Origin of the sequence: Rugamonas fusca, from assembly GCF_014042365.1 — a bacterium.
Lineage (GTDB): Bacteria > Pseudomonadota > Gammaproteobacteria > Burkholderiales > Burkholderiaceae_D > Rugamonas > Rugamonas fusca.
Genome location: NZ_JACEZS010000022.1, coordinates 87,511 through 102,900, shown reverse-complemented (window position 1 = coordinate 102,900; position 15,390 = coordinate 87,511). Strand labels below are relative to the sequence as shown.

Below are 15,390 nucleotides of genomic sequence, written 5' to 3'. Positions count from 1 at the left end.
GGTGCTGGCCGCCGCCGCGCCGGTGGCGGCCACCGCGCCTATGATGGGCGCCGCGCCGGTGCCGGCCCCCAAGCCAGCCGTCGTGGCGGACGCCGCCGAAGCGGCCGCAGCGGCCCGGCCATTGGCGGTGGCGGCCGGCACGGCGCCGGCCCCGGCCAAGGCGGCGCCCGCGCCGCTGCCGTCCACGCCAGCCGTGGTGGCCAAGGCCGCCACGGCGGCGCCGGCCGCCGTCCCGGCCACGGTCCCGCCCCGGCTCGAAATCAGCAACGGCAACGGCGTGACGGGCCTGGCCGCCCGCTACCGTTCGGTGCTGGGCAAGATCGGCATCCTGGCCTCGCGGCTGAGCAACGCACGCCCGTTCCGCCAGCAAGAGAGCGTGATCGAATACCGGCCCGGCTTCGCCGCCCAGGCCGCCAGTTTGCAGCGGGCCCTGCCCGGCCGCACGGCCCTGCAACAGTCGGCCGCGCTGACCCGGTCCGACGTGCGCCTGTTGCTGGGCAAGGATGCGCCGGCGCAACTGGCGCAGGCTGAACAACTGCACCATGGCGCCCGCTTCGCGGCCATCGTCGCGGCTGCCGATACCACGCGCTGAGCGCGCTGGCACACATTTTTCAAAACAAACGAGGTGGCTCATGCTCATCACACTGAAACGTAGTTCCTCCGGGCTGGTGGCCGGCTTGCTGGCCCTGCTGCTGGCCGGTTGCGGCGGCTCGAACGGCGGCCCCGGCGGCGGCTGCACCAACCTGGACCCCACGCGTGACCCCAACCTGCCCGCGTGCGGCAGCAGCAGCGGCGGCGGCACCACGACGGCCGCCGCCACGCTGGCGCTGACGCTGACGGACGCCAGCGGCGCGGCCACCAACAGCATCACGCCCGAGCGCGGCGGCACGCTGCAGGCCAAGGTCAGGGACAGCAAGGGCGTGGCGCAAGCGAACGTGGCCGTCACCTTCGTCAGCACCGACAAGACGGCCGTGTTCTCGCCCGCCTCCGGCACGGCGCTGACGGACGCCAACGGCGTGGCCAGCGTGGGCCTGGCGGCCGGCAGCGTGGCCGGCGCCTACACGGCCAGCGCCAACGCCACCGTGGGCAGCGTCGTGACGGGCTCGGTCAGCTACGCCGTCGCCTTCAAGACGCTCAGCCTGAGCGCCCTGACGTTCTCGCCCACCACGCTGTCGGCCGGCGGCAACGCCAGCGTCAGCGTGACCGTGCTCAGCGACGGCGCGCCGTACACCCCGCCGCTGCCCGTCACCTTCAGTTCGCCCTGCGTGACGGCCGGCAAGGCCAGCATCGGCAGCCCCGTGCTGACCCAGGCCGGGCTGGCTGTGGCCAGCTACACGGACAAGGGTTGCGGCGTGGCCGACACGGTGACGGCCAGCGTCACGCTGGGCAGCACCACGGCCACCAAGACGGGCACGCTGAACGTGCTGCCGGCCTCGGCCGGCTCGATCAAGTTCGTCAGCGCCCAGACCACCAACATCGCGCTCAAGGGCACGGGCGGCTTTGGCCGGCCGGAGTTCTCGACCCTGACGTTCCAGGTGTTCGACACCACCGGCGCGCCCGTGTCGGGCAAGCAGATCGACTTCGTGTTCGCCGACTCGATGAGCACCAGCACCACGGGCGGGCTGTCGCTGAACCCGGCCTCGGCCACCTCGGCCGCCGACGGCACGGTGACCACGCTGGTGTCGGCCGGCACCATCCCGACCTCGGTGCGGGTGGTGGCCTCGGTGCATGGCGCCGCGCCTGCGATCACCACGCTGTCGAACATCCTGGTCATCTCGACCGGGGTGCCGGACCAGGCCCACTTCTCGCTGTCGACCTCGATCGGCAATTGCGAGGGCCGCGACTTCGACCAGCAATGCTCGGTCGTGACAGCCACCCTGGGCGACCACTTCGGCAATCCCGTGCCCGACGGCACGGCCGTCAATTTCTCGACTGAATCGGGCATCATCGACGCCTCCTGCGTCACCGGCGCGCTGCCCGCGGGCGGCGCCACGCCCGGCGACAGCACGGCCGGCGCGCAGACCACCACCGCCAAGATCGGCCCCGGCTCGGGCACCTGCAGCGTGATCCTGCGCTCGAGCGCGCCGCGCAAGGCAGACGGCCGGGTGACCGTGCTGGCCTACGCGCTGGGCGAGGAAACCCTGAACGACAGCAATGGCAACAATGTGTACGACAGCGGCGACACCTTCATCGACAAGAGCCCGGACATCTTCCGTGACGACGACGAGAATGGCAGCTGGACGGCCGGCGAACCGTGCATCGGCCCCAACACCAACGGCAGTTGCAGCACGCCCGGCGACGGCGTCTACAACGGCGTGCTGCGCTCGCCGCAAACGCCGAGTGCGCAGACGCTGCGGGTATCGGCCCAGCTGGTGCAGATCTTCTCGGGCAGTAACGCCTCGATCACGTTCACGCCGGCCGCCGCCACCTGCGACGCCAACCTGACGGCGCAGATCGGGGTCACCGTGAAGGATGCGGTCGGCAACATCATGCCGGCCAACACCCAGATGACCTTTGGCGCCGTGTTCGGCCTGACCACGGCGCCGGTGCTGCCGGCCAGCATCAAGGTGCCCAACGTGGTGATCGGCGTGGGCCAGCCGGTGATCCCGCCCACCTTCGTCATCACGGTCGGCTGCCCGTCGGCGACGGCGCCAGGCGCGATGAATGTGACGGTGACCACGCCCAACGGCGTGACCACCACCGGCACCGTGAAGATCAACTAGGCGCCACGGCATCCACCGGCGGGGCCGGTCCATGCCGTCACGCGGCGCGCGTGACGGCGCGGGCCGGCCCCGCCTTTTTTCTCCGTCCCAAGGATTGCTCCGCGCCGCGTTTTGGAGTACCTTGAGCTTCATCAAAGATTAAGGAATGTGCATGGGCTTACAGTGCACCGTGGGCCAAGGTGGCCAGTCCGGCGGGCGTTTTTTGCTTACCACACGGCAACCTCATGCACGGCGTCCTGCAGTGATCTCAACCAACTGGAGCAGAGCATGGAAACCGTGGCCCTGGACATCAAAGGCATGACTTGCGGCGGTTGCGCCGCCAGTATCGAAAAAATGTTGTACGGCGTGGCGGGCGTGCAGACGGCCGCCGTGACGCTGGACGGCGGGCGCGCCGAGATCACGTTCGACCCGGCCCAGACCAGCGCCGCGGCGCTGACGGCCGTGGTGACGGAGGCCGGCTACGGCGCCCACGTGGCCGACAGCGCCACGGCTGGCCAGCGCCCGGTGGCCGAACCGGCCCGCGCCGCATGAAGCGGGGGCGGGACGCCGCCTGATGGCGGCGCGCCGCTCCAGCGCAACCGAGGGGGGATGTGATGACTGAACGCACCGTGTTGCAATCGATCGGCCAGCGCCACCTGCTGACCGTCAAGCCTGACGCCAGCAGCTACCACGCCGCCTGCGCCATGACCAAGGCCCATTGCGGCAGCATCCTGATCGTCGACGACGGCGGCGCCATGCTGGGCATCCTCACCGAGCGCGACCTGATGACCAAGATCGTGGCCCAGCGCCGCGACCCGGAAGCGACGCCCGTGTCGGCCATCATGACCCACAACCCGCACTTCATCGCCCCGCAGACCACCGTGTCGGACGCGGTGTTGATCATGAAGCGCCATAACTTCCGCCACCTGCCCGTCGTCTCGTCCACCTCGCAATTGCTGGGGGTGTTCTCGATCCGCGACGCCATGCCGCGCGAACTGGCCGAAGCGGAAACCATGGCCGACCAGATCGACGAGGAATTCACCAACGTATTGAGTTAATCCGGCCAGACTTGGATGCGGCCCCGCGGCCGCCAGGAGGAGCACTTTGCGACCTACCGATATCGTCAGTCCCGACTACTTCCACAAGGTGGTCGATTGCCAATGGGCCTGCCCGGCCCACACGCCCGTTCCCGAATACATCCGCCTGATCGCCGCCGGCCGCTACTCGGACGCCTACCTCGTCAACTGGGAATCGAATGTATTCCCCGGCATACTGGGGCGCACCTGCGACCGGCCCTGCGAGCCGGCCTGCCGCCGCAGCCGGGTGGAAGATGAAGCAGGCAAGCAGCCGGTGGCCATCTGCCGCCTGAAGCGGGTGGCGGCCGACTACAAGGACGACATCCGCCCCCGCCTGCCGCAGCCGCCGGCGCTGCGCAACGGCCGCCGCATCGCCTGCGTGGGCGCCGGTCCGGCCTCGCTGACGGTGGCGCGCGACCTGGCCGTGCAAGGCTACCTGGTCACCGTGTACGACAGCGAAGCGAAGGCCGGTGGCTTCATCCGCAGCCAGATCCCCAAGTTCCGCCTGCCCGAGGAAGTGATCGACGAGGAGAGCGGCTACATCCTCGACCTGGGCGTGGAGCTGCGCGCCGGCCAGCGCATCGACAGCCTGCAAGCGCTGCTGACCCAGGGCTACGAGGCCGTGTTCATCGGCTGCGGCGCGCCGCGCGGGCGCGACCTGCCGCTGCCGGGCCGCGCCGAGGCGGCGCCCAACATCCACATCGGCATCGACTGGCTGTCGTCCGTCTCGTTCGGCCACGTGCAGGCGATCGGCCAGCGCGTGATCGTGCTCGGCGGCGGCAACACGGCCATGGATTGCTGCCGCTCGGCCAAGCGCCTGGGTGGCGAACAGGTGACGGTGATCGTGCGTTCGGGCTTCGACGAAATGAAGGCCAGCCCGTGGGAGAAGGAGGACGCCCAGCATGAAGGCGTCACCATCCTCAACTACCTGGCGCCGAAAGCGTTCGTGCTCGATAACGGCAAATTGTGCGGCATGACCTTCGAAGCGATGGCGGCATCGACCGACGCGGCGGGCCGGCGCACGCTGGCGCCCACGGGCGAAGCGGAGCGCTTCGTGCCGTGCGACGACGTCCTGATCGCTGTCGGCCAGGAGAACGCCTTCCCGTGGATAGAACGCGACATCGGCCTGACCTTCGATGAACGGGGCATGCCGGTGGTCGATCCCCTCACCTTCCAGTCCAGCGCGGCGCGCGTGTTCTTCGGCGGCGACGCCGCGTTCGGGCCCAAGAACATCATCACGGCCGTGGCCCACGGCCACGCGGCGGCCGTCTCGATCGACAAGTTCTGCAACGGCGAGGACTTGCGCCAGCGCCCGCCGCCCACGGTCCACCTGCTGAGCCAGAAGATGGGCATCCACGAGTGGAGCTACGATAACGCCGTCACGCCCGACCACCGCTTCAAGGTGCCGCTGCGCGACGTGAGCGCGGCGCTGAAAAATATCCGGGTCGAGGTGGAACTGGGCTACGACCAGCAGCTGGCCCTGAAGGAAGCGCGGCGCTGCCTGAACTGCGACGTGCAGACCGTGTTCTCGGACAGCCTGTGCATCGAGTGCGACGCCTGCGTCGACATCTGCCCCATGGATTGCATCAGCTTCGTCGAGAACGGCGAGGAAGGCGAATTGCGCGAGCGGCTCAAGGCGCCCGCGCTGAACCTGGCGCAGTCGCTGTTCGTGTCGGGTAATTTGAAAACGGGCCGCATCATGGTCAAGGACGAGGATGTGTGCCTGCACTGCAGCCTGTGCGCCGAGCGCTGTCCCACGGGCGCGTGGGACATGCAGAAGTTCTTCTTCTCGCCGGGCCGCGCCGGCCCGGCCTGCCGCCCGCAACCGAGCGCGCCGCTGCGCCAGGTCGGATAGCACCACCAGGAGATCGCGATGCCGCCTACCCTGCAAGCTGTGAACGATTTCGTCGTCAAATTCGCCAACGTCAACGGCTCCGGCTCCGCCTCGGCCAATGAACTGTTCGCGCGTGCCATCCTGCGCATGGGGGTGCCTGTCAGCCCCCGCAACATCTTCCCGTCCAACATACAGGGCATGCCCACCTGGTACGAAGTGCGCGTGAGCGAGGCCGGCTACCTGGGCCGGCGTGGCGGCTGCGACTTGATGGTGGCCATGAACCCGCAAACCTGGGCCGCCGACCTCAAGGAAATCACGCCCGGCGGCTACCTGTTCTACGACGACACGCGCCCCATCCCGCCCGGCCAGTTCCGCGCCGACGTGCACGCGATCGGCATGCCGCTGACCATGATCTGCAACGACGCCTACACCGACGTGCGGCTGCGCCAGCTGTTCAAGAACATCGTCTACGTGGGCGCGCTGTCGGCCATGCTGGGCATCGAACCGGCCGTGCTGGAACAGCTGTTCTCCGAGCAGTACAAGGGCAAGGAAAAACTGTACGACTCCAACGTGAAGGCGCTGCACCTGGGGCGCGACTACGCGCTGGCCCACATCGATTGCGCCGCTGTGGGCCTGAAGGTACGGCGCGCCGACAATGTGGGCGAGCGCATTTTCATGGACGGCAACAGCGCCGCCGCGCTGGGCTGCGTGTACGGCGGCGCCACCGTGTGCGCGTGGTATCCGATCACGCCCTCGTCGTCGCTGGCCGAAGCGTTCCAGAAGTACTGCCACAAGTTCCGCGAGGACGCCGACACGGGCCGCCACAACTACGCCATCATCCAGGCCGAGGACGAACTGGCCTCGATCGGCATGGTGATCGGCGCCGGCTGGAACGGCGCGCGCGCGTTCACGGCCACGTCCGGCCCCGGCATCTCGCTGATGACGGAGTTCATCGGGCTGGCCTACTTCGCCGAGATCCCCGCCACCATCATCAACGTGCAGCGCGGCGGGCCATCGACCGGCATGCCCACGCGCACCCAGCAGGCCGACATCCTGTCCTGCGCCTACGCCTCCAACGGCGACACCAAACACGTGCTGCTGTTCCCGGAAGACCCCAAGGAATGCTTCGACTTCACCGCCACCGCGCTCGATCTGGCGGACCGGCTGCAAACGCCGATCTTCGTCATGTCTGACCTCGACATCGGCATGAACACCCGCCTGTGCGCGCCGCTGGCGTGGGACGACACGCGCCGCATGGACCGGGGCAAGGTGATGCACTACGACGACCTGGAGGCCGGCCGCGATTTCGGCCGCTACCTGGACGTGGACGACGACGGCATCCCCTACCGCACCCTGCCCGGCACCCATCCCAAGCGGGGCGCCTATTTCACGCGCGGCACCACCAAGGACAGCTACGCGCGCTACAGCGAGGAAGGCGCCATCTACGTGGCCAACATGGAGCGCCTGCACAAGAAATTCGACACGGCCAAGACGCTGGTGCCGGCGCCCATCGAACGGCGCGCGGCGCACGCCACGCGCTACGGCGTGCTGTACTTCGGCTCGACCAGTCCCGCCATGAGCGAGGCACTGGACCTGCTGGCGCGCGAGGACCAGCACGTGGACGCGCTGCGCATCCGCGCCTACCCGTTCAGCGCGGCCGTGATGGACTTCATCGCCACCCATGAGCAGGTGTTCGTCGTCGAGCAGAACGCGGACGCGCAACTGCGCGGCATGCTTATCCTCGAAGGCAATCTGAACGCGGCCAAGCTGCTGCCCGTGCTGCACTACGACGGCACACCGATCACGGCGCGCTTCATCGCCGACGCCATCGGCGCCCGGCTCGACTCCCACAAGGTCACTCCCATCAAGAAGGTGGCGCAATGAGCTATCTGGCCAAACCCAAGCTGCACCATCCGGAACTGAAGACCAACCGGCTCGGCTACACGCGGCGCGATTACGAAGGCGCCATGTCCACGCTATGCGCCGGCTGCGGGCACGATTCGATTTCAGCCGCCATCGTCCAGGCTTGCTACAACCTGGCGATCGAACCGCACCGCGTCGCCAAGCTGTCGGGCATCGGTTGCTCGTCCAAATCGCCCACCTACTTCCTGGGCGGCTCGCACGGCTTTAACACCGTGCACGGGCGCATGCCGTCCGTGCTCACCGGCGCCAACCTGGCCAACCACGATTTGATCTACCTGGGCGTGTCCGGCGACGGTGACTCGGCCTCCATCGGCCTGGGCCAGTTCGTGCACAGCATGCGGCGCGCCGTCAACATGGTCTACATCGTCATGAACAACGGCGTGTACGGGCTGACCAAGGGCCAGTTCTCGGCCACGGCCGACCAGGGCTCGCGTTCCAAGCGCGGCGTGATCAACAGCGACGCGCCGGTCGATCTGGCGGCGCTGGCCTTGCAGCTGGGCGTGAGCTACGTGGCGCGCGGCTTCTCGGGCAACAAGGAGCAGCTGGTGCCCATGATCGAGGGCGCGTTCATGCACCAGGGGGCGGCCTTCATTGACGTGATCTCGCCCTGCGTGGCCTTCAACAACCACCCCGGTTCGACCAAGAGCTACGACTACGTGCGCGAGCATAACGAGGCCGTCAACCGGGTGGACTTCGTGCCCCACATGGAGGAACTGACGGGCCAGTTCACGCCGGGCACGGTGCAGGAAGTGCTGCAGCACGACGGCAGCGTGCTGCGCCTGCGCACGCTGCAAGCGGAATTCGACGTGCACGACCGCATCGCCGCCATCAACTACCTGTACCAGCGCCAGGCCGAGGGCGAAGTGGTGACGGGGCTGCTGCACATCGACCCGACGCCAGAGGATATGCACAGCCACTTGAATACGTCGCTGCGGCCCCTCAATACGCTGGATGAATCCGTGCTGTGCCCCGGCGCCGACGCGCTGGCCCGCATCAACGCGGCGCTGCGCTAAAAAGCTACCAGCGTTAGTCGCGTTTGCAGTCATCAATCATAAAATCTTCTACCCGCCGGTGCTTGGGTAGACGCCGTTCGACCTGATTCTCGGCGTGCAAGCTCACGTGATTCACCAACGTCAAGGCCGTCTTAAGTGCGTCGCTCATGCTGCCGGCGGCCGCCCGCATCGCTTCCATGGGTGAAGCGGGCGGTATGATCGCCTGCTGCTCCATGCGCCGCCGCAGCAGGTACGCCGCTGTCCAATCCCTTTCGCCGGGACGGCGTATCCATAAATCACGCCAGGCATTGCGACCATCGCCGGCAATGGCCATCGTCAACTGGCGCGGCGAAACAACGCGGCTCCGGTACATGATTTCGTCACCCATCACCTCGGCGTAATGCCACGTGTCGCCGAAGCGCATGCGCACCTGACTGCCCTCCGGCAGGAACAGGCATTTCCATTGATATCCCTGTAGCGGCACCCTTGTTTCACGCTGCGCGGCCATCCAATGCTGCAATGCGCGCACGATCGCTTCGGTCGTGGTCAGCGTGCTGCCGGACTGGCGCAGATAGTCGCTTAGCTCTCGGTAGGCGGCGGGTGGTACGGCGGTTTCACTCCTTCTGGCATCCATGCTCGTTCCTCCTGCTAGAGTTGTCTGGTTTTGTCTCGTTCTGTCTATTTAGATAAGGAAATTCGGGCAGAGTTCAAACCAGACAAAAGGAGACAAAACGAGACAAGCAAACGAGACACGTTGCCAGAAGGAGCCGCCACCTTATACCACCCTGTCCATTCCGGCAATTTCCGCGCGAATATGCACGCATATGGCTGCGCGCGCGCGTCGCGGAAGATCCCTTCGTCGCGGCCGGCGTGGTGAAGACGGCATTCATGGAAATCACGCCATCCAAGGCCGACGAGCGCCTCGGCTTCCTGCCATGCTAAGCACTGCGAACATCGAGGTACGTCCCGAAAAAAAAGGGAGCCGCGCAGGCTCCCTTTTTTGATTGACTGCCCGCAGGCCGCCGTCTTACATGATGTGGTGGCCCAGCCACCACGCGCAGGCGGCAACAAAAGCCGATGCGGGAATGGTGAAGATCCACGCCCACACGATATTGCCCGCCACGCCCCAGCGCACGGCCGACATCTTCTGGGCCGAGCCCACGCCGACGATGGCGCCGGTGATGGTGTGGGTGGTCGACACGGGCACGCCGAAGTGGCTGGCGATCAGCAGCGTGAGCGCGCCGCCGCTTTCGGCGCAGAAGCCGCCCACGGGTTTGAGCTTGGTGATCTTCTGGCCCATGGTCTTGACGATGCGCCAGCCGCCGAACAGCGTGCCGAGCGAGATGGCCGTGTAGCAGGCCAGGATCACCCACATCGGCGGCGTCTTGTCGCTGGCGGCCACCTGGCCGGCCGCGATCAGCAGCATCCAGATGATACCGATGGTCTTTTGCGCGTCGTTGCCGCCGTGGCCCAGGCTGTAGCTGGCGGCCGACAGCAGTTGCAGGCGGCGGAACCAGCGGTCCACCTTGCGCGGCGTGGAGCGCACGAACACCCACGACACGATCAGCATGATCAGCGAGCCGAGGATGAAGCCCAGCAGCGGCGACAGGATGATCCACTCGATGGTCTTCACCAGGCCGTTGCCGGCCAGTGCGCCCGTGCCCGACTTGGCGACGGCCGCCCCCACCAGGCCGCCGATCAGCGCGTGCGAGGACGACGATGGAATGCCGTAGTACCACGTAAACAGGTTCCAGGCGATGGCGCCCACCAGCGCGCCGAAGATCACGTACTGGTCCACCACGCCGGGATCGATGGTGCCCTTGCCCACCGTGGCCGCCACGCCCAGCCCCACCACGAAGATGGCGGTGAAGTTGAACAGCGCGGCCATGGCCACCGCCGTCTGCGGCTTGAGCACGCCGGTCGACACCACCGTCGCGATCGCGTTGGCGGCGTCGTGGAAGCCGTTCATGAAGTCAAACACCAGCGCCAGGGCGATCAAGACGCCCAGCACGTAGATGCTCATTTGAAGGGTATGCATGAATTGTTCTTTTCGATTTTGTCTGATTCAGGACGCCAGCACCGCGGATAGCGGCGCTCAGGCGTTTTCAACGATGATGCCTTCGATGATGTTGGCCACGTCTTCGCAGCGGTCCGTCACCGTCTCCAGGATCTCGTAGATGGCCTTCATCTTGATCAGGTGGCGCACGTCCGGTTCATCGCGGAACAGCTTGGACATGGCGGCGCGCATCACATGGTCGGCGTCCGATTCCAGGCGGTCGATCTCTTCGCACACGGCCACGATCTGGCGCGAGTTGTCCATGTTGTGCAGCATGCCGACGGCTTCCTTGACCTTCTCCGCGCAAGCGAGCACCAGCTCGGCCAGGCGCTTGGCTTCCGGCGTGACGGCGTGCAGGTCGTACAGCGACACGGTCTGGGCCGCGTCTTCCAGCAGGTCCAGGATGTCGTCCATGCGGGTGATCAGCTTGTGGATGTCGTCGCGGTCGAGCGGGGTGATGAAGGTCTTGTGCAGCAGATCGACGGTGGCGTAGGTGATCTTGTCGGCTTGCTTCTCGACGCCCTCAATGGCGTGCACACGGTTTTCCAGGTCGTCGAAATTGCTCATCAGGGCCACCATCTCGCGCGCGCCCTTGACGCACAGTTCCGCGTGCTGGTTGAACAGGTCAAAAAATTTGCCCTCGGTGGGCATCAAACGTCCAAACATGTCATTCTCCGTTGAGTATTTCGAGTTGCTTGGCCGCCCGGGCTAGCGGGCGGCGAGGGGTTAGTCGCCTTGGTAAAGCGCCAGGTTACCGACATAATTGCCAAACTTGGTGTATTGGCCTATCCAGGTCAGACGCACGGCGCCAATCGGGCCGTTACGCTGCTTGCCGATGATGATTTCGGCCGTGCCTTTATCGGGCGAGTCCGGGTTGTAGACCTCGTCGCGATACAGGAAGATGATGACGTCCGCGTCCTGCTCGATAGCGCCCGATTCGCGCAAGTCGGACATGACGGGCCGTTTGTTGGGGCGTTGTTCCAGCGAGCGGTTCAGCTGCGACAGGGCGATCACGGGGCACTGCAATTCCTTGGCCAGGCCCTTCAAGCTCCGCGAAATTTCCGAAATCTCGGAGGCGCGGTTGTCGCCCGGCGTGGAACCCTGCATCAGCTGCAGGTAGTCGACGATGATCAGGCCCAGCTTGCCGCACTGGCGCGACAGGCGCCGGGCGCGCGCGCGCATCTCGATCGGGTTCAGGGCCGGGGTTTCATCGATGAACAACTGGGCGTCGTTCATCTTCTGGATGGCGTGCGTCAGGCGCGGCCAGTCCTCGTCGTTCAGGCGGCCCGTACGCAGGCGGTGCTGGTCGAGCTGGCCCACGGAGCCCAGCATACGCATGGCCAGCTGGGCGCCGCCCATCTCCATCGAGAACACGGCCACGGGCAGGCCCGCTTCAATGGCCACGTTCTCGCCGATGTTGACCGAGAACGCCGTCTTGCCCATCGAAGGACGGCCCGCCACGATCACCAGGTCGCCCGGCTGCAGGCCGGAGGTCATGCGGTCCAGGTCGATGAAGCCGGTCGGCACGCCCGTGATTTCGCTCTGGTTGTCGCGGCTGTACAGTTCATCGATACGCTCGACCACCTGGGTCAGCAGCGGCTGCACGGCGGTCCAGCCGGCCGCGCCGCGGGCACCCTGCTCGGCGATGGCGAAGATCTTCGATTCGGCCTCGTCGAGCATCTGCTTGACTTCCTTGCCCTGGGGGCTGAAGGCTTGTCCCGAGATCTCGTCGGCCACCGTGATGAGCTGGCGCAGGATGCCACGATCGCGCACGATCTCGGCATAACGGCGGATGTTGGCTGCCGATGGCGTGTTTTGCGCCATCGCGTTCAAGTAGCTTAAGCCCCCGACGTCGTCCGCCTTGCCCAGCTGGCTGAGCGCTTCAAACACGGTGATCACGTCGGCCGGCTTGGATGCGTTAATCAGCCGCACGATCTGTTCGAAGATCAAACGGTGGTCATAACGGTAAAAGTCTTCCGCATGCATGAAGTCGGCGATGCGGTCAAACGCCGCATTGTCACGCAACAAGCCACCGATCACAGACTGTTCTGCTTCGATGGAGTGGGGTGGAATGCGGAGTGAATCGACTTGTGGATCTGGGGGGGCGTTCATGGCGCGAATTATACCTGCATAGTCACCCGCCAAAAATTATTGACGAGAAAAAATTTCGTAGGTTTGCTACAAAAATCGGGCCATGTCACTGACCGTAGCGCAAGGAAATGCTGCAGAGCAACATCTTGCCAAATAAGCCAGTGCGACGCCCATAGAAAAAGCCGGGCGAACCCGGCTTTTTCTGGTGCTGCGGCGGGCGTTGCCACCCGCTTGCAGTGGTTACTTAGGCAGCTTCGCCCACGACAGCAACGGTCACTTCCACCACCACGTCGGTGTGCAGAGCAACGGTCACTGGGTGCTCGCCAACGGCCTTCAGCGGACCGGTAGGCATGCGCACGGCAGCTTTTTCAACAGCGAAGCCAGCTTTGGTCAGGGCTTCAGCGATGTCGAAGTTGGTCACGGAACCGAACAGACGGCCGTCCACGCCAGCTTTCTGCGACACGGTCACGGTCATGCCGTTCAGCTTCTCGCCTTGGGCCTGGGCAGCGGCCAGCTTGGCGGCAGCAGCTTTTTCCAGTTCAGCGCGCTTGACTTCGAATTCCGCCACGGCCGACGCGGTAGCGCGACGGGCCATTTTTTGCGGGATCAGGAAGTTACGTGCGTAACCGTCTTTGACCTTCACCACTTCACCCAGGTTGCCCAGGTTGACGACTTTTTCCAACAGAATGATTTGCATAGTTCTCTCCAGGATCTTATCTAGACGACGCGATTAAGCGTTGTGCAGATCGGTGTAAGGCAGCAGCGCGAGGTAGCGAGCGCGCTTGATGGCGGTGTCAACTTGACGCTGGTAGTGCGCCTTGGTACCGGTCAGACGTGCTGGCATGATCTTGCCGTTTTCCTGGACGAAGTCCTTGAGCGTGTCTACGTCTTTGTAGTCCACTTGTTCCACGTGCGCGGCCGTGAAGCGGCAGAACTTCTTACGCTTGAACAGTGGGTTTTGTTGCTTGCGCTTTTCTTTCAGCTTGAGCTTGTTTTTGTCGAACTTTTTACCGAATGCCATTTTTGGCTCCTGTATCTAAATAGGTGCGCTGTCTGCGACAGCACGAAAATCAATGATGTGAAATACCAGGCTTTTGCTATTGCGGCTTTTCTTGTTCAGAAATCCCGTGAACTGATACACGCCTCCCAGCGGCGCCTGGCTGAAACGGGTCGAAATCTCGCCCGCGGCGACCGCGGACACTTCAAACTCGCTCAACCGGGCTATGCCCGCCTCCATCTGCTGCGACCGATGCTGTAACACAGCGTTGACGATCGGCATGCCGGCCGGTGTGTACCGGATGGCGTCGCGCTCGGCGATGAGGGCAGTGAACCGGAGTTCGTTCAGCTCGGATTCCTGCGCAATTTAGGCTGCAGGAGCGGCGGCAGCCGCTGGCGCTTCAGCGCGATGGGATTTCGCTGCATCTTCACGTTGTACCGACTTCATCATTGGCGAAGGCGCGGTTTCCGCTTTCTTCATCTTGACGGTCAGGTGACGCAGCACGGCATCATTGAATTTGAACGCGGTTTCCAGCTCGACCAGGGTCTCGTTGTCGCATTCGATGTTCATGCAGATGTAGTGTGCTTTGGCCAGTTTCTGGATCGAGTAAGCCATTTGACGGCGGCCCCAATCTTCAACACGGTGGACCGAACCGCCGCGGGTGGTTACGCTGGCTTTGTAGCGTTCGATCATGGCGGGCACTTGCTCGCTCTGGTCCGGGTGGACGATAAAGACAATTTCATAGTGACGCATGCAAACTCCCTTAAGGACTGTGAAATAGCCCACCCTGGCGTCAAGACAGGTGTGGGAAGAGGTAAGCCGGCGACTATAGCAGCTTTTCCGCCAAAACTCAACTCAGGCGTCGTTTTTACCCTGGACGCCTTCAGGATGGGGCCGTGCGCGAGTTTTTTTCACATTATTTCGCCCAAAGCAAGGAATTGCTCTTGCAATCAATGGCGCACTGTACAAAAATACAGACTGTCTATATCCACAGCCCCTGGCGCCCTCATGATTAAGCTCACCGCACGGCAAGAACAAATTCTCAACCTGATCAAGGATGCCATCGAAAACACCGGCTTCCCTCCCACCCGCGCGGAAATCGCGAGCGAGCTGGGCTTCAAATCGGCCAACGCGGCCGAGGAACACCTGCAGGCGCTGGCGCGCAAGGGCGCCATCGAAATCGCGGCCGGCACCTCGCGCGGCATCCGCCTGCTCGGCGAACACGCGGAATCGGTGGCGCACAAGGTGGCCGCCACCGTGATGATGTCGCTGCCGCTGATCGGCCGGGTGGCGGCCGGCTCGCCCATCCTGGCGCAGGAAAACCTGGAAACCAGCTACAGCGTGGACCCGGCCCTGTTCTCGGCCAAGCCCGACTTCCTGCTCAAGGTAAGGGGCGAATCGATGCGCGACGCCGGCATCATGGATGGCGACCTGCTGGCCGTGAAAAAGGTGGACAGCGCCAAGAATGGCCAGATCGTCGTGGCCCGCATCGGCAACGACGTCACCGTCAAGCGCTACCGCAAGACCGGCTCGACCATAGAACTGCTGCCGGAAAACCCCGACTTCAAGATCATCAAGGTCGATCCCGAAGCGGACGAGTTCGCGCTCGAAGGCCTGGCCGTAGGCTTGATGCGCACCTGGCACTGAATAAAGATGCCGGCGTGAAAAACAGGGGACGGCCCCCGCGGGGTCCGTCCCCTGTTTTTCACGCCGGCATCT

16 protein-coding genes are annotated in these 15,390 nt (G+C 64.8%); 8 read left to right on the top strand and 8 right to left on the bottom strand.

The genetic code is table 11. The features are described from left to right. The 7 genes from H3H36_RS21340 to H3H36_RS21310 form a co-directional block, all read left to right on the top strand. Positions 1-592, top strand: a 592-nt coding sequence (locus H3H36_RS21340; protein ID WP_182220093.1) for a LytR C-terminal domain-containing protein, incomplete at its 5' end; no start/stop codon positions are given. 40 nt (positions 593-632) lie between these two features. Further along, positions 633-2,723, top strand: coding sequence for a hypothetical protein (locus tag H3H36_RS21335; RefSeq protein WP_182220092.1), 2,091 nt, complete (start codon positions 633-635; stop codon positions 2,721-2,723). Positions 2,724-2,990: 267 nt separating this feature from the next. After that, entirely contained in the window at positions 2,991-3,254 is a 264-nt protein-coding gene (locus H3H36_RS21330) for a heavy-metal-associated domain-containing protein (RefSeq protein ID WP_182220091.1), read from the top strand. A 62-nt stretch (positions 3,255-3,316) separates the two neighbouring features. Continuing rightward, positions 3,317-3,760 (top strand): CBS domain-containing protein, encoded by a 444-nt coding sequence (locus H3H36_RS21325; RefSeq protein WP_182220090.1) that lies wholly within the window; start codon positions 3,317-3,319, stop codon positions 3,758-3,760. 46 nt (positions 3,761-3,806) lie between these two features. Next, positions 3,807-5,633, top strand: a complete 1,827-nt coding sequence (locus H3H36_RS21320) for an FAD-dependent oxidoreductase (protein WP_182220089.1) — start codon at positions 3,807-3,809, stop codon at positions 5,631-5,633. Positions 5,634-5,651: 18 nt separating this feature from the next. Then, entirely contained in the window at positions 5,652-7,496 is a 1,845-nt protein-coding gene (locus tag H3H36_RS21315) for a 2-oxoacid:acceptor oxidoreductase subunit alpha (RefSeq protein ID WP_182220088.1), read from the top strand. Beyond that, positions 7,493-8,548, top strand: a complete 1,056-nt coding sequence (locus H3H36_RS21310; protein ID WP_182220087.1) for a 2-oxoacid:ferredoxin oxidoreductase subunit beta — start codon at positions 7,493-7,495, stop codon at positions 8,546-8,548. The genes H3H36_RS21315 and H3H36_RS21310 overlap by 4 nt, the downstream gene beginning before the upstream one ends. A gap of 13 nt (positions 8,549-8,561) precedes the next feature. Here H3H36_RS21310 and H3H36_RS21305 read toward each other — a convergent pair whose 3' ends face one another. The 8 genes from H3H36_RS21305 to rpsF form a co-directional block, all read right to left on the bottom strand. Beyond that, positions 8,562-9,161 carry a hypothetical protein gene (locus H3H36_RS21305; protein WP_182220086.1) on the bottom strand — a complete coding sequence of 200 codons (600 nt, stop codon included), beginning with the start codon at positions 9,159-9,161 and terminating at the stop codon, positions 8,562-8,564. A gap of 393 nt (positions 9,162-9,554) precedes the next feature. Further along, on the bottom strand, positions 9,555-10,565 hold the full coding sequence (locus tag H3H36_RS21300) for an inorganic phosphate transporter (protein ID WP_311196670.1): 1,011 nt from the start codon (positions 10,563-10,565) through the stop codon (positions 9,555-9,557). A 57-nt stretch (positions 10,566-10,622) separates the two neighbouring features. After that, positions 10,623-11,249, bottom strand: coding sequence for a DUF47 domain-containing protein (locus tag H3H36_RS21295; protein WP_182166854.1), 627 nt, complete (start codon positions 11,247-11,249; stop codon positions 10,623-10,625). 60 nt (positions 11,250-11,309) lie between these two features. Then, positions 11,310-12,695, bottom strand: coding sequence for a replicative DNA helicase (locus tag H3H36_RS21290; RefSeq protein WP_182166852.1), 1,386 nt, complete (start codon positions 12,693-12,695; stop codon positions 11,310-11,312). Between the two features lie 223 nt (positions 12,696-12,918). Then, positions 12,919-13,371: a 50S ribosomal protein L9 gene (rplI, locus tag H3H36_RS21285; protein ID WP_182166850.1), complete on the bottom strand. Its 453-nt coding sequence runs from the start codon at positions 13,369-13,371 to the stop codon at positions 12,919-12,921. 33 nt (positions 13,372-13,404) lie between these two features. Then, a complete protein-coding gene (gene rpsR / locus H3H36_RS21280) occupies positions 13,405-13,695 on the bottom strand; it encodes a 30S ribosomal protein S18 (RefSeq protein WP_182152052.1) in 291 nt (96 codons plus the stop codon). A gap of 15 nt (positions 13,696-13,710) precedes the next feature. Continuing rightward, complete coding sequence (gene priB, locus H3H36_RS21275; protein ID WP_182220101.1) at positions 13,711-14,019, bottom strand: primosomal replication protein N; 309 nt, start codon at positions 14,017-14,019, stop codon at positions 13,711-13,713. Positions 14,020-14,037: 18 nt separating this feature from the next. After that, positions 14,038-14,424, bottom strand: a complete 387-nt coding sequence (gene rpsF / locus H3H36_RS21270) for a 30S ribosomal protein S6 (RefSeq protein ID WP_182152053.1) — start codon at positions 14,422-14,424, stop codon at positions 14,038-14,040. A gap of 255 nt (positions 14,425-14,679) precedes the next feature. Here rpsF and lexA point away from each other — a divergent pair, with 255 nt between their 5' ends. Then, on the top strand, positions 14,680-15,318 hold the full coding sequence (gene lexA, locus H3H36_RS21265; RefSeq protein WP_182220085.1) for a transcriptional repressor LexA: 639 nt from the start codon (positions 14,680-14,682) through the stop codon (positions 15,316-15,318). Positions 15,319-15,390 lie beyond the last annotated feature (72 nt).